20 protein-coding genes are annotated in these 26,318 nt (G+C 61.7%); 6 read left to right on the top strand and 14 right to left on the bottom strand.

What is annotated here, in order from left to right; all coding sequences use genetic code 11:
- Positions 1-76: 76 nt before the first annotated feature.
- From ppiD to tig, 6 genes are all read right to left on the bottom strand, one after another.
- Positions 77-1,990, bottom strand: a complete 1,914-nt coding sequence (gene ppiD, locus I6L32_RS16540; protein ID WP_041215257.1) for a peptidylprolyl isomerase — start codon at positions 1,988-1,990, stop codon at positions 77-79.
- A 149-nt stretch (positions 1,991-2,139) separates the two neighbouring features.
- On the bottom strand, positions 2,140-2,412 hold the full coding sequence (gene hupB / locus I6L32_RS16535) for a nucleoid-associated protein HU-beta (RefSeq protein ID WP_005315375.1): 273 nt from the start codon (positions 2,410-2,412) through the stop codon (positions 2,140-2,142).
- Between the two features lie 240 nt (positions 2,413-2,652).
- On the bottom strand, positions 2,653-5,007 hold the full coding sequence (gene lon, locus I6L32_RS16530) for an endopeptidase La (RefSeq protein ID WP_041215258.1): 2,355 nt from the start codon (positions 5,005-5,007) through the stop codon (positions 2,653-2,655).
- A gap of 139 nt (positions 5,008-5,146) precedes the next feature.
- On the bottom strand, positions 5,147-6,421 hold the full coding sequence (gene clpX / locus I6L32_RS16525) for an ATP-dependent protease ATP-binding subunit ClpX (protein WP_010674573.1): 1,275 nt from the start codon (positions 6,419-6,421) through the stop codon (positions 5,147-5,149).
- Positions 6,422-6,491: 70 nt separating this feature from the next.
- Positions 6,492-7,115 (bottom strand): ATP-dependent Clp endopeptidase proteolytic subunit ClpP, encoded by a 624-nt coding sequence (clpP, locus tag I6L32_RS16520; RefSeq protein ID WP_005324106.1) that lies wholly within the window; start codon positions 7,113-7,115, stop codon positions 6,492-6,494.
- 86 nt (positions 7,116-7,201) lie between these two features.
- Positions 7,202-8,512: a trigger factor gene (gene tig / locus I6L32_RS16515; protein ID WP_010674572.1), complete on the bottom strand. Its 1,311-nt coding sequence runs from the start codon at positions 8,510-8,512 to the stop codon at positions 7,202-7,204.
- Between the two features lie 430 nt (positions 8,513-8,942).
- On the opposite strand from tig, the gene I6L32_RS16510 reads away from it, so the two are divergent.
- Together I6L32_RS16510 and yfbR are read left to right on the top strand one after the other, a co-directional pair.
- Positions 8,943-9,377, top strand: coding sequence for a YccF domain-containing protein (locus tag I6L32_RS16510; RefSeq protein ID WP_039039046.1), 435 nt, complete (start codon positions 8,943-8,945; stop codon positions 9,375-9,377).
- Positions 9,378-9,461: 84 nt separating this feature from the next.
- Positions 9,462-10,052 carry a 5'-deoxynucleotidase gene (yfbR, locus tag I6L32_RS16505; RefSeq protein ID WP_010674569.1) on the top strand — a complete coding sequence of 197 codons (591 nt, stop codon included), beginning with the start codon at positions 9,462-9,464 and terminating at the stop codon, positions 10,050-10,052.
- A 128-nt stretch (positions 10,053-10,180) separates the two neighbouring features.
- Here the strand turns inward: yfbR and lolE are convergent, their stop codons facing one another.
- The 3 genes from lolE to I6L32_RS16490 are packed head-to-tail and all read right to left on the bottom strand — an operon-like array spanning position 10,181 to position 13,396.
- Entirely contained in the window at positions 10,181-11,422 is a 1,242-nt protein-coding gene (gene lolE / locus I6L32_RS16500) for a lipoprotein-releasing ABC transporter permease subunit LolE (protein ID WP_201922724.1), read from the bottom strand.
- Entirely contained in the window at positions 11,422-12,120 is a 699-nt protein-coding gene (lolD, locus tag I6L32_RS16495; RefSeq protein WP_201922727.1) for a lipoprotein-releasing ABC transporter ATP-binding protein LolD, read from the bottom strand. Before lolD ends, lolE begins: the two co-directional genes overlap by 1 nt.
- Positions 12,121-12,160: 40 nt before the next feature.
- Positions 12,161-13,396 carry a lipoprotein-releasing ABC transporter permease subunit gene (locus tag I6L32_RS16490; RefSeq protein ID WP_216944199.1) on the bottom strand — a complete coding sequence of 412 codons (1,236 nt, stop codon included), beginning with the start codon at positions 13,394-13,396 and terminating at the stop codon, positions 12,161-12,163.
- Positions 13,397-13,472: 76 nt separating this feature from the next.
- On the opposite strand from I6L32_RS16490, the gene I6L32_RS16485 reads away from it, so the two are divergent.
- Together I6L32_RS16485 and mfd are read left to right on the top strand one after the other, a co-directional pair.
- On the top strand, positions 13,473-14,048 hold the full coding sequence (locus tag I6L32_RS16485) for a PilZ domain-containing protein (protein WP_042863798.1): 576 nt from the start codon (positions 13,473-13,475) through the stop codon (positions 14,046-14,048).
- Between the two features lie 42 nt (positions 14,049-14,090).
- Positions 14,091-17,555 (top strand): transcription-repair coupling factor, encoded by a 3,465-nt coding sequence (mfd, locus tag I6L32_RS16480; protein ID WP_216944198.1) that lies wholly within the window; start codon positions 14,091-14,093, stop codon positions 17,553-17,555.
- A gap of 564 nt (positions 17,556-18,119) precedes the next feature.
- Here the strand turns inward: mfd and fbp are convergent.
- Positions 18,120-19,154: a class 1 fructose-bisphosphatase gene (gene fbp, locus I6L32_RS16475; protein WP_029314452.1), complete on the bottom strand. Its 1,035-nt coding sequence runs from the start codon at positions 19,152-19,154 to the stop codon at positions 18,120-18,122.
- Complete coding sequence (locus tag I6L32_RS16470) at positions 19,142-19,384, bottom strand: hypothetical protein (protein WP_128272101.1); 243 nt, start codon at positions 19,382-19,384, stop codon at positions 19,142-19,144. Before I6L32_RS16470 ends, fbp begins: the two co-directional genes overlap by 13 nt.
- Positions 19,385-19,527: 143 nt before the next feature.
- Between I6L32_RS16470 and I6L32_RS16465 the strand changes: the two genes are divergently transcribed.
- Positions 19,528-21,144 carry a peptide ABC transporter substrate-binding protein gene (locus I6L32_RS16465; protein WP_128272103.1) on the top strand — a complete coding sequence of 539 codons (1,617 nt, stop codon included), beginning with the start codon at positions 19,528-19,530 and terminating at the stop codon, positions 21,142-21,144.
- Positions 21,145-21,194: 50 nt separating this feature from the next.
- Here I6L32_RS16465 and I6L32_RS16460 read toward each other — a convergent pair whose 3' ends face one another.
- The 3 genes from I6L32_RS16460 to sixA all read right to left on the bottom strand — a co-directional run bounded on the left by I6L32_RS16460 (position 21,195) and on the right by sixA (position 23,109).
- A complete protein-coding gene (locus I6L32_RS16460; protein ID WP_039039040.1) occupies positions 21,195-22,115 on the bottom strand; it encodes a DMT family transporter in 921 nt (306 codons plus the stop codon).
- Positions 22,116-22,301: 186 nt separating this feature from the next.
- Positions 22,302-22,508: a DUF1107 domain-containing protein gene (locus tag I6L32_RS16455; protein ID WP_005324080.1), complete on the bottom strand. Its 207-nt coding sequence runs from the start codon at positions 22,506-22,508 to the stop codon at positions 22,302-22,304.
- Between the two features lie 133 nt (positions 22,509-22,641).
- A complete protein-coding gene (sixA, locus tag I6L32_RS16450; protein ID WP_216944197.1) occupies positions 22,642-23,109 on the bottom strand; it encodes a phosphohistidine phosphatase SixA in 468 nt (155 codons plus the stop codon).
- A gap of 162 nt (positions 23,110-23,271) precedes the next feature.
- Here sixA and I6L32_RS16445 point away from each other — a divergent pair, with 162 nt between their 5' ends.
- Positions 23,272-26,046, top strand: a complete 2,775-nt coding sequence (locus I6L32_RS16445) for an insulinase family protein (RefSeq protein ID WP_216944195.1) — start codon at positions 23,272-23,274, stop codon at positions 26,044-26,046.
- Positions 26,047-26,318 lie beyond the last annotated feature (272 nt).

Below are 26,318 nucleotides of genomic sequence, written 5' to 3'. Positions count from 1 at the left end.
TCTGCCGGGCTGTCGATGGCACAAAAAAACGGCTCCATCATGGAGCCGTTTTCACACTTGGGGCCGTGAGGCTGACTTACTCGACAGTGGCTTCCACGTCGGTGAAGTATTCGATCTTGGCCGCCTTGCGCAGCTCGTCGATCAGCGACTTGTAGTCAGCCTGTGCCTTGCCCTGACCCAGCTGACCTTGCAGCAGGCTCACCATCTGGGACGGCTCCTTGATGACGTTGACCTTGTCCAGCGCCACCACCACACGATCACCGTTGGCTTCGGTCACCAGCTCGACGCTCGGCTTGCCATCGGTCGGATGGGGCATGCGGAACGCCTGGGTCACCAGGTTCTGATCCATCTCCTGGGCGAAACGGGATACGCCGGTATGGGTATCCACTTTCAGACCCAGCGCGGTCAGGTCGGCCTGAACGTTCTCACCGGCCTTGAGCTTGTCCAGCAGACCCTGGGCCTTGCCACGGGCCACTTCACTGGCCTTGTCGTGCTTGATGGCGGTGATCACCTGCTCTTTCACCTCGGCAAGCGGCTTGGCCGCCTTCGGCTGGTGACCCATGATGTGCAGCACCAGCGCCTTGCCGTCAGCCAGCTCGATCACGTCGGAGTTGGTATTGTCATCGCGCAGCTGTTCGGAGAACGCCACGGAGAGCACCTTGGGATCATTGAGCGGTGCCGGCGCATCGGCCTGGCTGAAATAGCCGGTGGACTGCACCTGGAGGCCCATGGCTTCGGCGGTCAAGTCCAGGGAGTCCGGGTTCTCGAAGCTGCTGTCGGCCATCTTCTGCTGTTCGGCGAAGAATTGCTCCTTGGCCTTCTCAGACTGCAGACGGGCGATGGTATCGCTCATCACGTCCACGAAGGGCTTGGTCTTGGCAGGCTCGACGGCCAGCAGCTTGATGATGTGGAAGCCGAACGGGCTCTTCACCACGGCGGAGAGATCGCCAGCCTTGGCCAGCGCGAACGCGGCTTTCTCAAAGGCAGGATCCATCACCCCCTTCTCGAACCAGTCGAGCTCCCCGCCCTTCTTCGCAGAGAAGGTATCGGAGGAGTCGGCCTTGGCCAGCGCGGCGAAATCGTCACCTGCCTTGGCCTTGGCCAGCACGGCCTCGGCTTTCTGCTCGGCCGCCTTTTCATCCTTGCCAAACGGGATCAGGATGTGCGCCACCTGACGGCGCTCGGGACGCTGGAACAGATCCTGATGCTGGTCGTAGTAATCCTGGGCATCCTGCTCGGTGACCTTGATGTTCTTGCCAAGGTTCGCGGCATCGAGCAGCAGATAGTCGACCTTGACCGTCTCGTCGTTCATGAAGCGAGCACTGTTGGCCTTGTAGAACTGCTCCACCTCGGCATCGCTCACCTCGATCCCGTCCACATAGGCGGAAGCGGCCAGACGGATCAGGCGCAGGTCACGGGTCTGGTTGTAGAGGCGATCCAGTTGCTCGGCTTCACCCTTGAGGGCGAACTCCGATCCCAGCACGGCGCCCATCAATTGCTGGCGCACCATGTCCTGGCGCAGGGAGTCACGGAACATCTCGGGGGTCATGCCGGCACGGCGAATGAGCTGCAGGTAGCGGTCATTGCTGAACTTGCCGTTCTCGGCAAACTCGGGCATGGCGACGATGGCCTGCTTGATCTGCTCATCGCTGACGCGCAGACCCAGGGAGCGGGCCTTGTCATCGATCAGCGCCTGATCGATCAGACGATCCAGCACACCGCGACGGAACTGTTTCATGTAATCGGGATTGGCGGCCAGCTGGTTGAAGGCCTCACCCATTTGGGATTCCATACGGGCCCGCTCATTGCGGTAGGCATTCTCCAGTGCGGGGGCACTGATGTCATTGCCGTTGACGGTGGCGGGGGCGGTACGTGCCGGGCCATTGAGGTAGCTGCCTACCCCGGCCAAGGCAAAGGAGAGGATGATCAGGCCCAAGATAACCTTGGCTACCTTGCCCTGCGCCCCTTCGCGTAGTTTATCCAACATCATGTTTGTACTTATGCTCCCGAACTCGATGGGCGTAAATAATGAAAAGGCGCACCGATTGCGATGCGCCTTGGTCAAGCAGTATGAGGGAGAGCCCTCTCACTTGTCTGGTCAGAGACCAAGGACGGTGCCGATAGATATCAGCGACCGGCTTAGTTGACCGCGTCTTTCAGGGCCTTGCCGGCTTTGAAGGCAGGAACTTTACCGGCAGCGATTTCGATGGTCGCACCAGTTTGCGGGTTGCGGCCGGAACGGGCTGCACGCTCGCGAACGGCGAAAGTACCGAAACCAACCAGAGCAACCTGGTCACCCTCTTTCAGGGCTTCGCCCACGGCATCGATGAAGGCATCCAGCGCACGGCCAGCGGCAGCTTTGGAGATATCAGCACCGTCTGCAATCTTGTCAATCAGTTGAGATTTATTCACTCTTATATTCCCCTTTTATCGAACATCGCTGCGGCGCTGATTTCCCTGGCCACAACAAGTGGAGGTTTTATAACAAGCCTCCTGATCAGTTGCAAGTGACAATCTGGCGCAAACCCGCGCCACATCACGCATTGCGACTCATCATGAGTACCCGATCGGTGGTCAAGGCTACTTCCGTTGTCCGGTGCATGCAAGCCTTAACCACCCCCCGAATGCGCCAAATTTGCGGCGCATCAACATTTACACGACAGAAACGCGTTCGAAACCTTGCGGATTGTCCTGCAACGCCAGTGCAAGCACCTCATCAATCCAGCGAACCGGATAGATTTCAAGATCTTGTTTGACGTTGGCCGGGATCTCCTCGAGGTCACGTTCGTTCTCTTTCGGGATCAGCACACGCTTGATGCCGCCACGGTGGGCCGCCAGCAGTTTCTCCTTGAGACCACCGATGGGCAACACCTCGCCACGCAGGGTGATTTCACCCGTCATGGCTACGTCGGCACGCACCGGGTTGCCGGTGAGGCTGGAGACCAGGGCGGTACACATGGCGATACCGGCGCTCGGGCCGTCTTTCGGGGTCGCCCCTTCCGGCACGTGCACATGGATGTCGCGCTTCTCGTAGAAGTCGCCGTTGATACGCAGCTTCTCGGCACGGGCCCGCACCACTGTCATGGCCGCCTGGATGGACTCCTGCATCACGTCACCGAGGGAACCGGTGTAAGTGAGCTTGCCCTTGCCCGGCATGTTGGTGGTCTCGATGGTGAGCAGATCGCCCCCCACTTCGGTCCACGCCAGCCCGCACACCTGACCAATCTGGTTCTGGTCGGTGGCCTTGCCATAGTCAAAGCGCTGTACCCCCAGGAACTCCTTGAGGTTCTCCTGGTTGACCTGAACATGCTTGATGCTCTTGTCCAGCAGGATGCGTTTGACTGCCTTGCGACAGATTTTGGAGATTTCACGCTCCAGGCTGCGCACACCCGCCTCGCGGGTGTAGTAGCGGATCACCCCGATCAGCGCCGAATCCTCGATGGTGATCTCGGAAGGCTTCAGGCCGTTGCGCTGGATCTGCTTGGCCACCAGGTGCTGCTTGGCAATGTTGAGCTTCTCGTCCTCGGTGTAACCGGACAGACGGATCACTTCCATCCGGTCCAGCAGCGGACCCGGGATATTCATGGAGTTGGAGGTGGCCACGAACATCACGTCCGACAGGTCATAATCCACTTCCAGATAGTGATCGTTGAAGCTGCTGTTCTGCTCGGGATCCAGCACCTCCAGCAGGGCGGAAGCGGGATCGCCACGCATGTCCGAGCTCATCTTGTCGATTTCGTCGAGCAGGAACAGCGGGTTCTTCACGCCGACTTTCGCCATCTTCTGAATGAGCTTGCCGGGCATGGAGCCGATATAGGTACGACGGTGACCGCGGATCTCCGCCTCGTCACGCACCCCACCCAGGGCCATGCGCACATACTTGCGGCCGGTAGCCTTGGCGATGGACTGCCCCAGGGAGGTCTTGCCCACCCCGGGAGGCCCGACCAGGCAGAGGATGGGGCCCTTGAGCTTGTTCACACGCGCCTGCACCGCCAGGTATTCGAGGATGCGATCCTTGACCTTGTCCAGGCCATAGTGATCCGCATCCAGCACCTCCTGGGCCTTGCCCAGGTCTTTCTTGACCTTGGAGCGGGTCTTCCAGGGCACCTGCACCATCCAGTCCACATAGCTGCGCACCACGGTGGCTTCCGCCGACATGGGGGACATCATCTTGAGCTTGGCGAGCTCGGCCTGGGCCTTCTCGCGGGCATCCTCCGGCATCCCGGCCTCTTCAATCTTGCGATTGAGGGCTTCGAATTCATCCGGGCTGTCTTCCAGCTCACCCAGCTCTTTCTGGATGGCCTTCATCTGCTCGTTGAGGTAATACTCCCGCTGGCTCTTCTCCATCTGCTTCTTGACCCGGGAGCGGATGCGTTTCTCGACCTGCAACAGGTCGATCTCCGACTCCATCATGGCCATCAGAAACTCGATGCGCTCGGACACGGAGGCGATTTCCAGCACCTTCTGCTTGTCTTCGAGCTTGAGCGGCATGTGGGCAGCCATGGTATCGGCCAGGCGCGCCGCATCGTCGATCGCCGAAATCGAGGTGAGTACCTCGGGCGGGATCTTCTTGTTGAGCTTGATGTAACCTTCGAACTGGCCGATGGCAGAGCGCACCAGCACGTCCTGATCCTTCTCCTCGATGGGGGCGGACGCGATGTACTGGGCCTCCCCGACAAAGAAGTCGCGATCGTCGATCATCCGCTCAAGGCGGGCACGCTGGCCCCCCTCCACCAGCACCTTGACGGTGCCGTCCGGCAGCTTGAGCATCTGCAGAATATTGGCCACTGTCCCGACGGAGAAAATTTCCTCCACCGTCGGTTCGTCAGTCGACGCATCCTTCTGGGCCACCAGCAGGACTTTCTTGTCCTGCTCCATGGCCGCTTCCAGACAGCGAATGGATTTTTCCCGCCCCACAAAGAGTGGAATGACCATGTGGGGATAGACCACCACGTCACGAAGAGGCAGGACGGGAATCTCGATGCGTTCTGAACGCTCTAGGTTCATATATGTCCTCTCGGCTTGTTATACCGTTGGCAAAGGCTTGGCTGAGTATATGGGGGCGCAAAGATGAGATTCAATCGCCTTGGCCGTAAAAAGCATGAAAGGGGCAAAAAGCCCCTTTATGTGATTAAAAATCAGACAGTTACTCTGAGGCTGCGGCCTGAGTCTCGGGATTGTCGTAGATCATCAGAGGCGCGGAGTCTCCCTTGATCACCGTCTCGTCGATCACCACCTTGCTGACCCCTTTCAGGGAGGGCAGGTCATACATGGTGTCTAGCAGCACGGCCTCGACAATGGAACGCAGACCCCGGGCACCGGTTTTACGCTCCATGGCCTTGCGTGCAATGGCATTGAGCGCGTCATCACGAAACTCCAGCTCAACCTCTTCCAGGGCGAACAGCGCGGCATACTGCTTGGTCAGCGCGTTTTTCGGCTCTTTCAGGATCTGGATGAGGGCAGCCTCGTCAAGCTCGGTCAGGGTCGCGACCACCGGCAGACGACCGATGAACTCGGGGATGAGACCGTACTTGATGAGATCTTCCGGCTCCACCTTGGCAAAATTCTCGCTCAGGGTTGCCTTGGCATTCTTGGATTTCACCTCGGCGCCAAAACCGATGCCGGTGCCCTTGACGGAGCGCTGCTCGATCACCTTGTCCAGCCCCGCGAAGGCACCACCACAGATGAAGAGGATCTTGGAGGTGTCGACCTGCAAAAACTCCTGCTGCGGGTGCTTGCGACCGCCCTGGGGCGGCACGGAGGCGATGGTGCCTTCGATCAGTTTCAGCAGTGCCTGCTGCACCCCTTCCCCGGAGACGTCGCGGGTGATGGAGGGGTTGTCCGACTTGCGGGAGATCTTGTCGATCTCGTCGATGTAGACGATACCGCGCTGGGCCTTCTCCACGTCGTAGTCGCACTTTTGCAGCAACTTCTGGATGATGTTCTCCACGTCCTCGCCCACGTAACCGGCTTCGGTCAGGGTGGTGGCATCGGCCATGGTGAAGGGCACATCCAGCAGACGAGCCAGGGTCTCGGCCAGCAGAGTCTTGCCGCTGCCGGTGGGGCCAATCAGCAGGATGTTGGATTTGCCCAGCTCCACGCCACCGGACTCGCTGCCGCTGCGAAGACGCTTATAGTGGTTGTAGACAGCCACTGCCAGCACCTTCTTGGCGTACTCCTGACCGATCACGTAGTCGTCCAGATGGGCGCGGATTTCATGAGGGGTCGGCAGCTCGCTACCATCGCGCTTGGGAGAGATCTCGCGGATCTCCTCGCGGATGATGTCGTTGCACAGCTCGACACACTCATCACATACGTAGACGGAAGGGCCAGCGATCAGCTTGCGCACTTCATGCTGGCTTTTGCCGCAGAAAGAGCAATACAGCAGCTTGTCGCCCTCACCCTTGCGTTTCTCTGTCATTCAGCGACCTCGTTTTATCAATAGAGGATGGATCGTCCTGTTGAGTTTACAACAGGACGGGGTACCCTGCTCAGCCGCGCTGGCTCAGGATGCCGTCAACCAGACCATAGGCAACGGCCTGCTCGGCGGACATGAAATTGTCACGGTCGGTGTCGCGCTCGATGGTGGCCATGTCCTGACCGGTATGGAACGCCAGACGATCGTTCAGGGTATTCTTGATTTTCAGGATCTCCTGGGCATGGATCTGGATGTCAGAAGCCTGCCCCTGGAAGCCGCCCAGCGGCTGGTGGATCATCACTCGGGCATTGGGCAGGCAGAAACGCTTGCCTTTGGCGCCACCGGCCAGCAGGAAGGCCCCCATGGAGCAGGCCTGCCCCATGCAGACGGTGCTTACGTCCGGCTTGATGAACTGCATGGTGTCATAGATGGACATACCCGCAGTGACGGCGCCACCCGGCGAGTTGATGTAGATGCTGATGTCCTGATCCGGGTTCTCGGACTCCAGGAACAGCAGTTGGGCCACCACCAGGTTCGCCATGTGATCCTCGACCTGACCGGTCAGGAAGATCACCCGCTCTTTCAGCAGACGGGAATAGATGTCGTAGGAACGCTCCCCTTTCGCGGTTTGCTCTACCACCATCGGGATGAGCGCATTGCGTGGGGATTCAGTCACATCGTTATAGTTCTTGTACATAAGGCATTGTCCCTAAAATAAAATGGCCCGAGTGGAGATCACACGAGCCATTATACTTAACAGTTTTGACCTTAAGTCAAATGTTCTTAGGCAGCGGCACCGGACTTGTTGATCACTTCGTCGAAGGCAACTTCTTTCTCGGTGACTTGCGCCTTGGACAGGATCAGATCGATGGCTTGATCTTCAATGGCCAGGTTGCGCACGCCGTTCAGCATCTGCTCGTTCTGCTGATAGTACTCGATCACTTCTTTCGGATCTTCGTAGGCAGTGGCCATGGACTCGATGATGCTGGTCACACGGGCGTCGTCAGCCTTGATCTCGTTGGTGCGGATGACGTCACCCAGCAGCAGACCAACGCGGACACGGCGCTCGGCCTGGGCCTGGAACAGCTCGGCCGGCAGCTCGGGGGCGTTGCCGCCCTGGAAGCCACCGAAGCGCTGCAGAGCCTGCTGACGCAGGGTGTCGATTTCCTGGGCAACAGCAGCCTTCGGCAGATCGATCTGGTTGGCTTCAACCAGGCCGTTCAGTACCTGCTCTTTCACGCTGTTTTTCAGGGCCTGGGCCAGTTCGCGCTCCATGTTCTTGCGCACTTCAGCCTTCAGCTCTTCAACGCTGCCGCTCTCGATGCCGAAACGCTTGACGAACTCTTCGGTCAGCTCGGGCAGCACTTGCTCTTCAACCTTGTGCAGCTTGGAGGCAAACTTGGCAGCCTTGCCCTTCAGGGCTTCGGCGTGGTAGTCAGCCGGGAAAGTCACCTCGATGGTGAACTCGTCGCCCGCTTTCTTGCCCAGGATGGCGTCTTCGAAGCCCGGGATCATGCGGCCAGCGCCCAGTTCCAGGGTGAAGCCTTCAGCCTTGCCACCATCGAACTCTTCACCGTCGATGGAACCGACGAAGTCCATGGTCACACGCATGCCGTTGGCGGCAGCCACAGCGGCTTCAGTCCAGGTGGCGTGCTGCTTGCGCAGGGTGTCGATCATGTTTTCCAGGTCGCTGTCCTTCACGGTGGCAACCGGCTTCTCGACCTTGATGCTTTCCAGACCGGCAACTTCGAACTCCGGATACACTTCGAAAGTGGCGGTGAATTCGAAATCCTGACCTTCTTTGATCTCTTTCGGATCCATGGTCGGGGCGCCAGCCGGGCTCAGTTTGTTCTCGATGATGGCCTTGATGAAGTTGTTCTGCATCATTTCATCGGCAACGCGGGCGTGAGCCATGGCACCGAACATCTTCTTGATGATGGCAACCGGAGCCTTGCCAGGACGGAAACCGTCGATGCGACGGGTTTTGGCCAGGCCATTCAATTCTTTGCGCACGGCGGCGTCAACGGTAGCGGCCGGTACAGTGATGGTAAGACGGCGTTCCAGACCCTGGGTTGTCTCTACAGAAACTTGCATTCTTTTACCTCGTTCAACTCAGCACTGCGTGCTGACCCTTTATTGCCCCCGGGCAAGCCCGGAGTCTTCCTGTTTATAAAGACAACGACTGTCTTTGTGATGAGAAAATATGACGCGACATTATAGCGGCGTGCAGTGGTCGCGTCGAGCCGCACATCCCCCATCCGGGGCACAGACAGCACAATTTGCGCAAGACTTTCTCCTATATGGGGAAGCCTTGCACCGAGTTCAAGCATTCCATCCGCAATAATTTGCACTGGCTCACTCTTTTTCACGGCGAACGGGTCATTTTGATCGCCATCCGCCGCCAATCGGGCACAAAAATGGCGTGCTGCGACCCAAATTGTCCACCTTCTCGCCTGTGCCATTGCGTCCCCCGGCCGGGCTCGCTATGGTGACAACCAATTTACGTGCTGCTGGAGTCACCCACATGTCCTTTTTCCGCTTCTTGTTCAATCTGCTCTGGTTCGTGCTGGGAGGCGTCTTCATGGGGCTGGCCTGGTGGCTGGCGGGGCTGCTCTGCTTCGTCTCCCTCATCGGGATCCCCTGGGGACGCGCCTGCTTCGTCATTGGCACTTTCACCTTCTTCCCGTTTGGCAAGCAGGCGGTGAGCCGCAAGAGCATGACGGGCCAGAGCGACATCGGCACCGGCGCCCTGGGGCTGATTGGCAACATTCTCTGGTTTGTGCTCATCGGGGTCTGGCTGGCCATCGGCCACATCGCCTCGGCGCTGGCCTGTTTCGTCACCATCGTCGGCATCCCGTTCGGCATCCAGCACCTCAAGCTGGCCCTCATCAGCCTGGCCCCCATCGGCCAGATGATAGTGACCAACCACGAGGCCGAATCGGGCCGCTACATCCGCTGAGGGCCCATCTCAGGCTATCCTTGCGGGTGGAAAAAAGGGCAGACTAGGGTCTGCCCTTTTTCATTCCCCCATTCGAGGTCTTCCATGCTGCCCAGCCATTTTTTTGCCAACCTCGCCCGTATGCGCCTCATCTACCGCTGGCCCCTGATGCGCAACATCCAGCCCGAAAACATCGCCGAGCACAGCCTGCAGGTCGCCATGGTGGCCCACGCCCTCGGCCTTATCAGCAATCGCCTGTTCGGCGCTCAGGTGGATGCCGACCGGGCCGCCGTCATGGCCCTCTACCACGACAGCAGCGAGGTGCTGACCGGGGATCTGCCCACCCCGGTCAAGTACTTCAATCCCGAAATCGCCCGCGAATACAAGAAGATTGAGCTTGCCGCCGAGCAGCGCCTGCTGGGCATGTTGCCGCCTGAGCTGGTCGAGGACTTTCGCCCCCTGCTCGACTCCGGCGCCCAGGACGAGGCCCTCACCAGCCTGGTGAAGGATGCAGACACCCTCTGTGCCTACACCAAGTGTCTGGAGGAGCTGAGCGTCGGCAACCGGGAGTTCGAGCCCGCGCGAAAGCGCCTCGAGCAGATGCTGGACGCCAGGATGAACCCCGCCATGCGCTACTTCATCGATGTCTTCGTGGGGAGTTTTTCACTGCCTCTCGATGAGTTGAATGCCCATTGATGCCATCAACACGGCACCGGGCATCATCTCCTCCTGCGTATTGCCTCGATAACCGCCAGTTCGGGGTTCCCCACAAAAGAGTGACAATAAAAAGGGCCCCGCAGGGCCCTTTATCACATCCATGGGCATCAATGCCCCAGCTCCCGGGACGGCACCAGGCCGCTCGCCCGCCAGGCAGGATAGAGGGTCGCCACCAGGCTCATCAGGATGGCGGCGCCGGTCACGATGAGCAAGTCCTGCATGTGCAGCTCGGTCGGCAGGAAGTCGATGAAGTAGATGTCGGGATTGAGGAAACGGTGCCCGATCACCCCTTCGATGGCGCTCAGGATCTGGGTCAGCTTGCTGGAGAGCAGGCCGCCCAGCAGGGCGCCTAGCAAGGCTCCCGCCACCCCGTTCACCATCCCCTGGATGACGAAGGTAAGCCGGATCTGGCCCGGGCTCGCCCCCATGGTCTTCAAGATGGCGATCTCGCTGCGTTTCTCGTTCACCGCCATCACCAGGGTGGAGACGATGTTGAAGCAGGCCACCGCCACCACCATCAGCATCACCACGTACATCACGGTGCGCACCATCTGGATGTCCTGATAGAGATAACCCTGACGGCTCATCCAGCTGCTGATATAGACGTAGTGTGGGAATTTCTGGGCCGCCGCCACCGTGATGGACTGGGCCTTGAGCACGTCGCTCACCTTGAGGCTGAACCCCTCCACCGCGCTGCCCATGCCGGTGATGGCCTGGGCGTCCGCCAGGTGCATGAAGCCGAGCAGGCCGTCGAGCTGGCCGCCGATCTCGAGCAGTCCTACCACGGTGAGCACCTCCCGTTTCGGGTTCTTGATGCCGGCGGCATCACCCGCCTGGGGCAGCAGCAGGGTGACGGTGTCTCCCGTCGTGACCCCCAGCTTGTCGGCGATGATCTTGCCGAGGATGACCCCGTGTTCACCCGCCTGCAGCTCGCGAAGACCCCGACCCGTCATGAAGTTGCCCGCATCGGAGAGATTGGCTTCCAGCTCCGGCAGCACCGCACGCAGCTGGACCCCCTTGAGGGCGGAGCCGTGCTCCAGCAGGCCGTCCAGGCGAATGACCGGGGCAGCCGCCTCCACCCCGGGCTGGGCCAGCAGGTAGTCCCTGAGCCGCGGCCAGTCAGGCAGTGGCGCCTCCATGCCGATGAGCTCGCCGTGGGGGACCACGGAGAGCACCCGGTTCTTGAGCTCCCGCTCGAACCCGTTCATGGCGGAGAGGCCAAGAATGAGGGCCATCACCCCGAGGGCGATGCCGATGAGGGAGGAGGCCGAGATAAAGGCGATGAAGCCGTTGCGGCGGCGGGAGCGGCTGTAACGCAGGCCCAGGAACAGGGGCAGCGGCTTGAACATCAGGCGACCTCCGCCATCACGCCGCTCACCAGGGTGACCCGGCGATGGAGCTTGGCCGCCAGGCTCAAGTCATGGGTCACTACCACGAACGCGGTGCCAAGCTCGCGGTTAAGCTCGCAGAGCAGCTCATAGACGGCGGTGGCGCTGGCATGATCCAGGTTGCCGGTGGGTTCGTCCGCCAGCACCAGGCTGGGTTCGTTGACCAGGGCACGGGCGATGGCCACCCGCTGGCGCTCGCCACCGGAGAGCTCGGACGGTCTGTGGTTGAGACGGTGGGAGAGCCCCACCCGCCCCAGCATCTTGCTCGCCTTCTCGGTGGCGCTGGCCACCGACTCACCGGCGATCAGCAGCGGCATGGCCGCATTTTCCAGCGCGCTGAATTCCGAGAGCAGGTGGTGGAACTGGTAGACGAAACCCAGCTCCTGGTTGCGAAACCTCGCCTGGGTGCGGCTGTCCCAGCCATGGATGTCCTGCCCCTTGAACAGCACGGCGCCGCTGGAAGGGTTGTCCAGCGCCCCCATCAGGTGCAGCAGGGTGGTCTTGCCGGAGCCCGAGCTCCCCACCACCGCCAGCATCTCCCCGGGGGCAACGTCCAGCTCGATCCCCTTGAGTACCTGGGTCTCCAGATTGCCCTCTTTGTAGACATGATTGAGGGCCTGGCAGCGCAGCAGCGGCTCGCAGGAGACGGATTGATTCATAACGGGGGCTCCACTTGCACCAGTAACAACAGAAGATGAATTATTCATAACGCAGCGCCTCCGCCGGTTTGACCCGGGCCGCGCGGGAGGCCGGGTAAAGGGTGGCACTGAAGCTGAGCAGCACGGCGCCCAGCAAAATGGTCATGACCTGGGCCGGCTCGACGATGACCGGCAGACCGCTGCCCCCCGCCGCCATATAGAGGTTGAGCCCAAGGGCATTGAGCAGAGGATTGAGGCCAAAGCAGAGCGCCAGCCCCGCCAGCCCCCCGAACAGGGCGCCGATGACGCCGCTCGACGCCCCCAGCACCATGAAGATCTTGACGATACCGGATTCGCTCATGCCCATGGTACGCAGGATGGCCACCTCCCCTTCCTTGTCGGTGACCACCATCACCAGGGCGGAGAGGATGTTGAAGGTGGCAACCGCGATGATCAGCACCAGCATCAGCCCCATCATCCGTTTTTCCATGGCCACCGCCTGGAACAGCTCGCCGCGCTCGCGGCGCCAGTCCTGCCACTCCAGCCCGTTCGGCAACGCGGTCTTCACCACCTCGTCGGCGGCGAAGGGATCGTCCAGCCAGAGGCGGATGCCGCCCACCTTGTCTGCGGGCAGGCGCAGCATGCGCTGGGCATCCCCCAGGGCAATCAGGGCCACCTGGCTGTCCACGTCAGCGCCGACCCCGAAGATGCCGGAGACGGTGAAAAGACGCTGGGCCGGCACCCGGCCAAAGGGGGTAAAGCGGGTACCTTCGGTCAGGATGAGACGCACCTGGTCGCCGATGGAGACCTTGAGGCGGCTGGCCACCCCCTGCCCCAGCACGATGTGGTATTCACCGGCCTGCAGGCTGTCAAGGCGCCCTCCCAGCATCTGGGCGTGCAGGATGTCATCCTTGGGCCAGCGGGCGGGATCGATCCCCTGCACGCTCACGCCGGTGAGCTGACCCGGGCTTTGCAGCATGCCTTCGCTATCGAGCATGGGGGCCGTGGCCACCACGTGGGGCAAGCGGGCCAGATCGGGCAGACCTTCGGGCTCGGCCTCGATGCGTCCGGCCTGATTGGTCACCACCACATGGGGGATCACCCCGAGGATGCGCCCCTTGAGCTGGCCTTCGAACCCGTTCATCACCGAGATCACCACCATCAGGGCGGCGACCCCGATGGCGATGCCAAAGGTGGAGAACAGGGAGATAAAGGAGACGAAGCGGTTACTGCGTCGCGAGCCTGCATAACGCAGGCCGATGGCCAGCGACAGTGGCTGAAAAAGTCCGGTCTTCAAGGATATCTACGTTGCCAACGAAATAAGATACCGGATAATAAAGGGAAACCGTCTATGACAACAAGGGATAGCCTCCATGCAGGAACAGTTCTTCAGCGTCACCCATGCCACGCCGGTCAATGTGATCCCCATGCCGGCCGACTTTCGTCTGCCGACGCTGGAGGCCCTGGAGGCCGAGTTGCCCGAGCCGTTTCGCATCGCCTCCGCCATCACCTCCATCGATCTGGTGAGCAGCCGGTTGCTGCGCAGCCAGAACGAGTCCATGCACGATCTGGTGGAGATCATCAACCAGCAGTCCCGCAAGATCGACATGATCATGGGCTATGTGCTGGCGGCCCAGGATCACCCCGAGCACCGCTTCCACACCCTGCGCTTTGGCGCCGGGCAGCTCACCTACCTGCACCCCCACCAGGGGCACGGGGAGGCCCCCGCCCTGCACCAGATAGTGCGGCTCAAGATCTTCCTGCGGGAAGAGGCCTCCGCCGTCTACTGCTACGGCGAGGTCGTGCAGCGGGACGCCGGAGAGCACGGCACCCACGTGGTGCTCGACTACGTGCGCATCCGCGAGGATGACCGGGAGCTGCTGGTGCGCGCCAGCCTGCATGTGCAGTCGAAACAGCTCAAGCTGCGTGCCCAGGAACGTCAGCGCTAACCCAGGTCCATGTCAAAAGAACGCCAACAGTAAAAGACTCCGATGATGCCAATGACCCTCCCCGCCTTGCCCGCCAAAGCGGGCCAGAAGACAACGTTCGGCCAGCTGGTCGGCAGCAGCCTGGCTCTGGTTGCCGCCCGCCTCACCCGGGAAGCCCGAAGACCCGTCCTGCTGGTCACCGCCGATACCCCGAGCGCCCTGCGCCTTGAACAGGAACTGGGGTTCCTGCTGGCGGATCAGGATTGCCCGGTGCTGCTGTTCCCGGACTGGGAGACCCTGCCCTACGACAGCTTCTCTCCCCACCAGGACATCATCTCCCAGCGCCTCGAGACCCTCTACCAGTTGCCGCAGATGCGCCACGGCGTGCTCATCGTGCCCATCTCCACCCTGATGCTGCGCACGGCGCCCCAGGCTTATCTCGACAAATACAGCCTGATGGTCACAAGCGGCCAGCGCCTCAACCTGCAGCAGCTGCGCGGGCGTCTGGCGGAGGCGGGCTACGTGGCGGTGGAACAGGTGCTGGAGCACGGCGAATTCGCCGCCCGCGGCTCCCTGCTGGATCTCTTCCCCATGGGGAGCAGCCGCCCCTATCGCATTGATTTTTTCGACGACGAGGTGGACTCCATCCGCCCGTTCGACCCCGAGACCCAGCGCTCCAGCGAGCCGGTGAAGTCGGTGAGCCTCCTGCCCGCACGGGAATTTCCCACCGACGAGGGGGCCATCGAGCTGTTTCGTGGCCAGTATCGCGAACAGTTCGAGATCTCCCGCGCCGAGGGCTCCGTCTATCAGGAGGTGAGCAAGGGGCGCTGGCCCGCCGGCATTGAATACTACCTGCCGCTCTTCTTCCAGCAGACCGCCAGCCTGTTTGATTACCTGCCCGAAAACACCCTGCTGCTCACCGTGGGGGAGATCTACCCCGCGGCCCAGCGCTTCTGGAACGACATCGGCCAGCGCTATGAAGACAGACGCTGGGACAACACCCGTCCCCTGCTGCCGCCCCAGCAGATCTATCTGCCGGTGGAGCAGCTCTTCGCCGCCCTCGGGGACTATGGCGCCGTGCGTCTGCAGGAGGCGACCGTTGACGGCGGAGCGGGTCAGCAGGATCTGCCCCTCGCCCCCCTGCCGGATCTGCAGCTCGACCACAGCAAGGAGCAACCCCTGCTGGCCCTTGACGGCTTCCTGCAAGGCTTTGCCGGGCGCACCCTGTTTGCGGTGGAGTCCGAGGGGCGGCGCGAGGGGCTCGGGGATCTGCTCGCACGGATCAACCTGCAACCCCGGGAGTTTGCTTCCCTCGACGCCTTCCTCTCGAGCGATGCGCGCCACGGGCTGCTGGTCTGTCCCCTAGAGCGGGGCTTCCTACTGCAAGAGCCCGGCCAGACGCCCCTTGCCCTCATCACCGAAGCCGAGCTGCTCGGCGGCAAGATCCGCAGCAAGCGCCAGCGGGACAAGAACAAGAACCTGAGCTCGGATGCGGTGATCCGAAACCTGGGCGAGCTGACCCAGGGCCAGCCGGTGGTGCACCTGGATCACGGGGTCGGTCGCTACCTGGGGCTCGAGACCATAGACGCAGGCGGCCTGCCCACCGAGTTTCTGACCCTGGAATACGCCGGCGGCGACAAGCTGTTCGTGCCGGTCACCAGTTTGCACCTGATCAGCCGCTACACCGGCTCCGACAACCCGCCCAGCCACAAGCTCGGCGGCGAGGCCTGGGTCAAGGCGCGGCGCAAGGCGGCGGAAAAGGTGCGGGACGTGGCGGCCGAGCTGCTGGATGTCTATGCCATGCGGGCAGCCCGTCACGGTTTTGCCTTCAAACACGACCGGGAGGCCTACCGCCAGTTTGCCGCGAGCTTCCCCTTCGAGGAGACCGAGGATCAGCTCAATGCCATCAACGCTGTGCTCGGCGACATGTGCCAGGCCAAGAGCATGGATCGGCTGGTGTGCGGCGACGTGGGCTTTGGCAAGACAGAAGTGGCGATGCGGGCGGCGTTTGTGGCCGTGCACGGCGGCAAGCAGGTGGCCGTGCTGGTGCCCACCACCCTGCTCGCCCAGCAGCACTACGACAACTTCCGCGACCGATTCGCCAACTGGCCGGTGCGGGTGGAGGTGCTGAGCCGCTTCCGCTCCGCCAAGGAGCAGAGCGCCGTGATGAAGGAGATGGCCGAGGGCAAGGTGGACATCATCATCGGCACCCACAAGCTGCTGGGCGCCGAGCTCACCTTCAAGGATCTGGGGCTGCTCATCGTCGACGAGGAGCACCGCTTCGGGGTGCGCCAGAAGGAGAAGATCAAGGCGCTGCGCGCCGACGTGGATATCCTCACCCTCACCGCGACCCCCATTCCCCGCACCCTCAACATGGCCATGTCCGGCATGCGGGATCTCTCCATCATCGCTACCCCGCCCGCCAAGCGGCTCGCCATCAAGACCTTCGTGCGCCAGCACGAACCTGCGGTGGTGCGCGAGGCGGTACTGCGGGAATTGAAGCGTGGCGGCCAGGTCTACTACCTGCACAACGACGTGGAGAGCATCGAGAAGTGCGCCGCCGATCTTGCCGAGCTGGTGCCGGAGGCGCGCATCGGCATCGCCCACGGCCAGATGCGCGAGCGGGAGCTCGAGCGGGTGATGTCGGACTTCTACCACCAGCGCTTCAACCTGCTGGTCTGCACCACCATCATCGAGACCGGCATCGACGTGCCGAGCGCCAACACCATCATCATGGACCGGGCGGATCATCTCGGTCTGGCCCAGTTGCACCAGCTGCGGGGCCGGGTCGGTCGCTCCCACCACCAGGCCTATGCCTACCTGCTCACCCCCCATCCCAAGCTGATGACCAAGGATGCGGCCAAGCGGCTGGAGGCCATCGCGTCCCTCGAAGATCTCGGTGCCGGCTTTGCGCTCGCCACCCACGATCTGGAGATCCGGGGCGCGGGCGAGCTGCTCGGCGACGATCAGAGCGGCCAGATCGAATCGGTGGGCTTCACCCTCTACATGGAGATGCTGGAGCAAGCGGTGGAGGCGCTCAAACATGGCAAGGAACCGTCGCTGGAGCAGCTCATGAGCCAGCATACCGAGGTGGAGCTGCGCCTGCCCGCCTTGCTCCCGGACGACTACATCCCGGACGTCAACATGCGCCTCTCCATGTACAAGCGCATCGCCAGTGCCGCCGACGAGCAGGAGCTGCGGGAGCTCAAAGTGGAGCTCATCGATCGCTTCGGTCTCTTGCCGGAGCCGACCAAGACGCTGATGGAGCTGGCCGCCTTCCGCCAGCGCGCCACGGCGCTGGGCATTCGCCGGGTGGAGATGAGCGAGCGCGGCGGCTATCTGGACTTTACCCAGGAAACCCGCGTCAACCCGGCCTATCTGGTCAAGCTGCTCTCAGAGCAGCCGCGCATCTACAAGATGGACGGACCGACCCGGCTGCGCTTCCAGGTGCCGACCCAGGACAGGGCCATGCGCCTCAAACTGGTGGACGGCCTGCTGGCGGATCTCGCCCGCCATGCCACCCCCTGAGGGGAAGCATGACGTCAGCAGGGCGCGACCTGCCGCCTACAACAACGGGAGCCCCAGGGCTCCCGTTTCGTTGCTGGCAAGGGGCGGCATCTCGCCCCCGGCCCGCCTTCTTGCCCCCGACGCCTCGGTTCGCCCTTCTGGCAGCACCATTTTGCCGCCAAACCCATCCACCAATGCGATACATCGAGTCATCACCCATCTAAAAAACAGATGGATGTGGGGATGATCGTGGGCAAAAAACGGGTTCAACGCGCCTCGATAGCCCCGCAGATGGCCCGTGCCGTATTTATCCCGCCCACGTATCCAGACCAGATATCCCGGCCAGGCATCCCGGCCAGGGGGCCACCAGCCATTGCACCGCGACCGCCGAGGCGCCGCGTCAGTCCGTCAGTCCGTCAGTCCGTCAGTCCGTCAGTCCGTCAGTCCGTCAGTCCGTCAGTCCGTCAGTCCGTCAGTCCGTCAGTCCGTCAGTCCGTCAGCATATCAACCTGGCTACACCCGCCTGCACGCCAATAAAAACGGGAGCCTTGACGGCTCCCGTGACGAAGGGACGCTGGCCCGGACTCAGCCCTGGTTGGCCGGATCCTCGTGGGCGGAGAACTCCCGCATGAAGGCCTCGGCCCGCTCCACCATCCTGGTGGAGCCGACGAAGTAGGGGGTGCGCTGGTGCAGCGCCGTGGGCTGGATGTCCATGATGCGGCCAAAGCCATCGGACGCCTTGCCACCGGCCTGCTCCACCAGGAAGGCCATGGGGTTGCACTCATAGAGCAGGCGCAGCTTGCCGTTCGGAGAGTTGGTGCCGGACGGGTAGATGTAGATGCCCCCCTTGAGCAGGTTGCGGTGGAAATCCGACACCAGGGAACCGATGTAGCGGGAGGTATAGGGCCTGTGAGTCGCCTCGTCACGCTCCTGGCAGTATTTCAGGTACTTCTTCACCCCGTCCGGGAACTTGATGTAGTTGCCCTCGTTGATGGAGTAGATCTTGCCCTCCTCCGGAATGCGGATGTTCTCGTGGGAGAGGCAGAAGCAGCCGATGGAGGGGTCATAGGTGAAGCCGTTGACCCCAAAGCCGGTGGTGTAGACCAGCATGGTGGAGGAGCCGTAGACCACGTAGCCCGCCGCGACCTGACGGTGACCCGGCTGCAGGAAGTCCTCCAGAGTGACCCCTGCGCCCGGTTTGCTGACCCGGCGATAGATGGAGAAGATGGTCCCGACCGAGACGTTGACGTCGATGTTGGAGGAGCCGTCGAGGGGGTCTATCAGCACCACGTACTTGGAGTGACGAGAGAGCTCGGAATCGAAGGAAACGAAGTCCTCCTCCTCCTCAGAGGCCATGCCGCACACCTCGCCACGGGCCTCCAGCGCCGCCTTGAAGCGCTCGTTGGCATAGACGTCCAGCTTCTGCTGCACCTCGCCCTGCACGTTTTCGGCGCCGATGGAACCGATGATGTCCGCCAGACCCGCCTTGTTGATCTCCCGGTTCACCACCTTGGCGGCCAGGCGGATGGAGCTGAGCAAGGAGGTCAGCTCGCCGGTCGCGGTCGGGTAGTCCGCCTGCTTTTTGACGATGAACTCGCCCATGGTGATCATGTTTCGCATTCTTGTTCCTTTAAGATCGTTTCCGTTGGCCGTTGAAAACGTTTGCAAGTGTCGGCAAAAAAAGTGCCGATCCCCGGCAGCGTTGTTTTGTAACCCAATGTAACGCCTGTTTTTTGTTTTTGCAGCGAATTAAGCCGTTCTTTAAATCGCCAGAAAGCCGCGCCACCACGGGCTTTCGGCGTGAAACAAGGGTGCCATCCGGCATCTTTTGGGGGGTTAATTCGTGACAAGAATGCATCCGGGCCGACGCGGCTGCCCGCCTTGCTCCCCCTGGCGCCCGGCAATGTTGCGCCAGAGGCTCCCCTCTTGAGATCTGCCCCCCAATCCCGCACACTGGCTGCGCTTTGGAAGCAAAAAAACATAAGGATATTCAATGAAAAAGTCGCTTATCGCCGGGGCGGTTGCCGCTCTGCTCACCCTCCCCGTCCTCGCCGCCCAGGTGCCTGAAGGCACCCAGCTTCTGCCAGCCACCCAGCAAGTGTTCGTGCGCAACATCGGCACCGAGCCTGCCTCCATCGATCCCCAGATGGTGGAAGAGAGCGCGGGCAGCGACGTCGTCAACGATCTGTTCGAGGGGCTCTATACCCTGGATGGCAACGGCAAGCTGCAGGCGGCGGGCGCCCTTGGCTACGAGCTCGATGCCACGGGCACCGTCTACACCTTCAAGCTCAGACCCGATGCCAAATGGTCCAACGGCGAGCCGGTGACGGCGGCGGACTACGTCTATGGCTGGCAGCGGGCGGCGGACCCCAAGAACGCCTCCAACTACGCCTGGTTCATCGAGCTGACCGGCGTCGCCAATGCCAGCGACGTGGTGCAGGGCAAGCAGAGCCCGGATGCCCTGGGGATCAAGGCGCTCGATGACTACACCCTGCAGATCACCCTGAAAAACCCGGTCCCCTTCTTCCTCAAGACCCTCTCCCACTACACCACCTTCCCGGCGCCCAAGGCCACCATCGAGAAGTTCGGTCATGAGTGGGTCAAACCGGCCAACATCGTCTCCAACGGCGCCTTCGCCCTCAAGGAGTGGACCCCGAACGAGCGCCTCATCGCCGAGCGCAACCCCCACTACTGGGACAACGAGCACACCGTGCTGAACAAGGTGGTCTATCTGGAGATCGTCTCCGATACCGCAGCCTACAACCGCTATCGTGCGAGCGAGCTGCACTACACCACCTATCCCCTGGAGCAGTATCAGCAGATCAAGCGCCAGAGCCCGGAGGAGCTGGTGAGCGCCCCCATGCTCGCCACCTACTACTACGTCTTCAACACCCAGCGCAAACCCTTTGACGACGTCAGGGTGCGCAAGGCACTGTCTCTTGCCATCGACCGGGACACCATCACGGAGAAGATCCTGGGACAGGGGCAGCTCTCCGCCTTCAGCCTGACCCCGCCGAGCGTGGACGGCTTCGAGCTCAAACGCCCCGCCAGCGAGCTGATGAGCAAGGAAGAGCGCATCAAGCAGGCCAAGGCGCTGCTTGGCGAGGCGGGTTACGGCCCTGACAAGCCGCTGACGGTGGACATCCTCTACAACACCAACGAGGGGCACAAGAAGATAGCGCTCGCCATCTCCTCCATGTGGAAGCACAACCTGGGGGTCAAGGCGGAGCTCAACAACATGGAGTGGAAGACCATGGTGTCGGCCCTGAACGAGGGTGACTTCGGGGTGAGCCGCTACTCCTGGAACGGAGACTACAACGATGCCTCCACCTTCCTCGACATCATGACCTCCAGCAGCAGCGCCAACAGCGGCAAGTGGTTCAACAAGGAGTACGACGCCCTCCTGGCCAAGGCCCATGACGCCAAGGATCCGGCCGAGCGCAACCGCCTCTATCAGCAGGCCGAGGTGCTGATCGACGAGGAGGCCCCCATCGCCCCTGTCTACTTCTACGTGAAATCACGGCTGCTCAAACCCAACGTCAAGGGCTACCCCTACCAGAACCCGCAAGACCTGGTCTATGCCAAGGATCTCTATCTGACGGCGCAGTGACGCTGGGCACCGAACCAAAAAGACCGCCTCGAGGGCGGTCTTTTTTTATCCTACTTCTCCTGACAGCCCGCCACCGCGAGCCGGGCGCGTCTTCGCACCGTCACGGGCCTCACCAGCAACTGCGCCAGCAGCACCCCCATCAGGGTCATGCCGCCACCGATGAGGTGATAGCTGGTGAGCCGCTCCCCGAGCCAGCTGATGGCAAGGGCGGCCGTCATCACCGGCAACAGGTTCATGAAGATGGCGGTGCGGCTCGCCCCGAGCAGGGCAATGCCCTGCATCCAGAGCCAGGGCGAGAGGGCCGAGGTCGGGATCCCCGCATAGAGGATGAGCCAGAGGGCGCTGCCATCGGGCCAGTGCCCGTCCACCAGCAGATAGAAGGGGGTGAGGAACAGGAGGCTGCACAGCACCTGACCGTAGAGCATGGACCAGTTGTCCAGCCCCAGATCCCAGCGCTTGAGCAGCACGCTGTAGAGCGCATAGGTGGCCGCCGAGAGCAGCATGTAGACGGAACCGATATGGATGCCCTGGGTCAGCAGCCGGGCCGGATCCCCCTGCCCCAACAAAATCGCCAGCCCCAGAATGGAGATGGCGCCTCCCAGCAGCGCCCCCCAGGTGGGCCGCTCGCGCAGCAACCAGATGCTGAGCAGCACTGTCATCAAGGGGGTCAGCCCCATCATCAGGCCAATCTCGGTAGCCCCCAGGGTCTGGGCCGCGTAATAGCCAAAGGTCTGGTTCAAGACCATGCCGAGCAGGGCCAGCACCGCCAGCTTCGAGAAACCGGCCCGCAGTTTGCGACGCTCGCGCCAGGCCCGGTGAGCCAGAAACGGGGTCAGCACCAGGGCCGCCACCATCCAGCGCGACCAGGCGAGCGCCGCAGGAGACAACACCCCGACCGCCAGCTTGCTGACGATGCCATTGCCGGCCCAGATGGCCATGCAGGAGAAGGGAAACAGGAAGGCAAGGGGCATTGCGGTATCCAGAATAAAAAGGCGGGTATTGCGCGCGAGTATAGAGAGGCAATCAGGATAAGCAAGCCTGCCAACGCAGGAAGAAGCGCCATGACGCGAACGGTTGGCGCCGCGCCCAGGCGCCATCAACAATCATGCCCGCACAAGGGGCGGGCATGAGGGGGATCAGGGTCAGCCTGAGGCGCCTCAGGCGGCATCCATGTGGAGCCTTGAAATCAGTTCATTGACCTCGAGCACCGTCTGGCGATGGGGAATGTCGGCTTGCAATGGCATCATCAGCAAGCCCGACTGGAAATCGAAGCGCCCCCTGCCGTGGATGTAAATCCGCCCCTTGAAGAAGGTTTTGACATGTTTTGCCACCATCAGTGGCAGGTACTTCTTGAACACTCTCATCGTTTGCAACCTCTTGAAGTTGTATCCGTATGACAGCAGCTTATGCGAAATAATTCCGTTAAATTTATATAAAAAACCGGAAAATTCGACTCTCTCTTCCCCAAAAAACCAAACTGTAACTTATTATTAACTTTTACCGTATTGTATGCGGTCCTTCCAGCCAGAGCAAGACTCCTTTGCCATCTTGCCATTCGATGCAGGCCAGCCCGGACGTCGCGAACATGGGGGCCCCTGCCGCCGGGCAGAGACTCTGGACCAGATACCCCACCAGCGGCAGGTGGCTGACCATCAGGATGTTGTCATGCTCCGCCGCCAGCGCAGTGAGGTAGCTCGCCACGAAAGCCGGATCCCCGTAGGGGGTGATGTCGCCGCTCTCCTCGACCTTGAGGGCCTTGGGCAACACGGGGGTGATGGCCTGCCAGGTCTGTCTGGCTCGCAGGTAGTTGCTGTGGATCACCAGGTTCAGGGAGCCTGCCAATTGGGGAGCCAGCCAGCCCGCCATGTGGATGGACTCTTCGATGCCTTGCTCGGTCAGTGGACGCTGTTCATCAGTCTTTGCGTTCATGCCAGCCTGGCCATGACGCATGATGTAGATTTTCATTACAACCTCGCCCAGGGGGCCTGTTTAAATAGCGGGGGAATCTTACCCCGCCATGCCGGGGGAAACAATTGCGCCACCTCTCAGAAAAGGGTTTGCCTCGCAAGATAGCGGGGTCGATAATCATGTTTAAATTCAAATAAATTCATCGCGAGCCCCTCCCCAATGAGCCCATATGCCAGTCCCAATGATCATCGGCGGTATCACTATCTGGAGCTGGCAAACCGGCTCAGGGTCTTGCTGATCTGTGATCCCGAGACCGACAAATCCGCCGCCTCCCTGGCGGTGAATACCGGCCACTTCGACGATCCTGCGGATCGCCAGGGCATGGCCCATTTCCTCGAGCATATGCTGTTTCTCGGTACCCGCACCTACCCCAAACCCGGTGAATACCAGCAATTCATGAGCCGTCACGGGGGCAGCAACAACGCCTGGACCGGTACCGAGTTCACCAACTTCTTCTTCGACATCGACAACGGCTTCTTCGAGGCGGGGCTCGACCGGTTCTCCCAGTTCTTCATCTGCCCCACCTTTGCACCGGAGTGGGTCGACAAGGAGCGCAACGCGGTGGACTCCGAGTACCGCCTCAAGCTGCAGGACGACGTGCGCCGCAGCTACCAGGTGCACAAGGAGACGGTCAATCCGGACCACCCCTTCTCCAAATTCTCGGTGGGCAACCTCGACACCTTGGCAGATCTCCCCGGCCGGGATCTGCGCTCGGACCTCATTGCGTTCTACGAAACCCACTACAGTGCGGATCGCATGGCGCTGGTCATGCTTTCACCGGCACCCATCGAGACCCAGCTGGCCTGGTGTGATCGCTTCTTTGGTGCCATTCCGGATCGCCATCTCGGCCCTCCGGTACTGAGCCATCCTCTCTACCGACTCGATGATCTCGGCATTCGCATCCAGCTGACCCCGGTCAAGGAGACCCGCAAGCTGGCGCTGACCTTCCCGCTGCCGTGCGTGGATGAGTATTACGACAAAAAACCCCTCACCTTCCTGAGCCACCTCATCGGCTATGAGGGGGAAGGCAGCCTGCTCTCTCTGCTCAAGGGGCGAGGCTGGGTCAATCAGCTCGCCGCCGGCGGCGGCATCAGCGGCGCCAACTTCAAGGACTTTGGCGTGAGCTTTGGCCTCACCCCCCTTGGGCTTGAGCATGTGGACGAGATCATCGCCGCCCTGTTTGGCTATCTGAAGCTCATCGAGCGGGGTGGGGTGCAGGCCTGGCGCTATGAGGAGAAGCGCAGCGTGCTGGAATCCGCCTTCCGCTTCCAGGAGCGGGGACGGGCCCTCGACACCGTCTCCGGCCTCGTGCTCAACCTGTTCAGCTACGGGCCGGACGATCTGCTCTACGGCGACTACATGATGCGCGAGTTCGATGAGCCGCTGATCCGGCGCTTCCTCGCCAAGCTGACCCCCCACAATCTGCGGGTGACCATCCAGGCCCCGGAAGTGAGTACGGATCGCCTCGCCCGCTGGTACCAGACACCCTACAGCGTCCAGAGCATCAGCGAGGCCGAGAAGATCCGCTGGCAGCAGAGTGAACCGGATCCCGCCCTGCACCTGCCGGCGCCCAACCCCTTCATCAGCACCCGCCTCGACGCCCGTCTGCCGGCGCTGCCCGCCGACATGCCGTCCTGCCTCATCGACAGGCCCGGTTTCCGGCTCTGGCACCTGCACGAGCATCAGTTCAGCGTGCCCAAGGGCAGCCTTTACATCTCCGTCGACAGCGAACATGCGGTCAAGAGCCCGCGTCACATCGCCATGGCGCGTCTGGCCGTGGAACTGCTCACGGATCACCTCAACGCCCTCACCTACCCGGCGGAGCTCGCGGGCCTTGGTTACCAGATTTATGCCCATCAGGGGGGCTTTACCATCAACCTCAGCGGCTTTGCCGACAAGCAACCGCTGCTGCTCGACATGATCCTCGGCAACCGCACCCTGGGGTATCCGGATCCGGCCCGCTTTAGCGAGATCAAGGAGCAGCTTATCCGCAACTGGGAGAACCAGTCCAAGACCCGCCCCATCTCTCAGTTGTTCAACCAGCTCACCAGTTTGCTGCAACCCAACAACCCGCCCTTCGAGCAGCTGTTGCGCCACCTGCGCACCGTCGAACTCGGGGAGATGCCCGGCTTCGTCTCCGAGCTCTTTGCCAGGGTGCATCTGGAGGCCCTGGTACACGGAGACTGGACGGCCGCCGAAGCCCTCGAACTCGCGGCCCTGCTGGAGCGCCACCTCGGTGCCAACAGCCAGCCCAGCGCCGAGACCCGCCGCCCCCTCATCTCCATCCAGGACAGAGGCACCCTCATTCGCGAGCAGGGGTGCGATCACGAGGACTCAGCGCTGCTGGTCTACTACCAGTCGCGCACCACCCGAGCGCGGGATCTCGCCTGCTTCACCCTGGCCAACCACATCATGTCATCCACCTTCTTCCACGAGCTGCGCACCCGCCAGCAGCTCGGTTACGTGGTGGGAGCCGGCAACCTGCCCCTCAACCGCCATCCCGGTCTCATCTTCTATATCCAGTCGCCGGTGGCGGGGCCGCAGATCCTGCTGGATGCGGTGGAGGAGTTCATCGATCTCTTCCCGCTGGCCATGCTGGAGTTCACCGAGCAGCAGTGGCAGGAGAGCAAGGCGGGGTTGCAGGCCCAGCTCAGCGAGCGGGATGCCAACCTGCGCAGCCGCGGCCAGCGGCTCTGGGTCAGCATCGGCAACAAGGATCTGGGTTTTGATCAGCGCGAACGGGTACGCGAGGAGGTGGGCAGGCTCAGCCGTGCCGATCTGGTGCGCTTCATCACCCAGCTGAGATCCCGTACCTCGGATCGCCTCATCCTCTGCAGCTATGGCCTGGGCCACGAGCACGACGAGCGGATCACCGGCCAGTTTGTCGACGATCCCAGGGCGTTTCGGCTCAACGCCGCCACCTTCGAAGGCTGACCTCCCCTGTTGGCAACGCGCAGGCAATAAAAAGCCGACCCCGTGGGGTCGGCTGGAAAAACCATAATCAATTGCGACCAGAGCCGCCAAAAGTGAACATGAGCGTGAAAATCAGACACTGGGTTGATGTTCGACCGGCGTTCAAACCAGAGCTCATCGGTCGGCACCAGCAGTGATTGAGAAACAGCCTCATCTTAGGCATTTCCCTGATTTTCCACGTTGATCTATGTCAAAGGAGGTAAAACAAGCGCCACTTCCATCCTTGGCAGCGG

Origin of the sequence: Aeromonas sp. FDAARGOS 1402 (assembly GCF_019046925.1) — a bacterium.
GTDB classification, from domain to species: domain Bacteria; phylum Pseudomonadota; class Gammaproteobacteria; order Enterobacterales; family Aeromonadaceae; genus Aeromonas; species Aeromonas caviae.
This window is presented reverse-complemented; position numbering and strand designations above follow the sequence as displayed.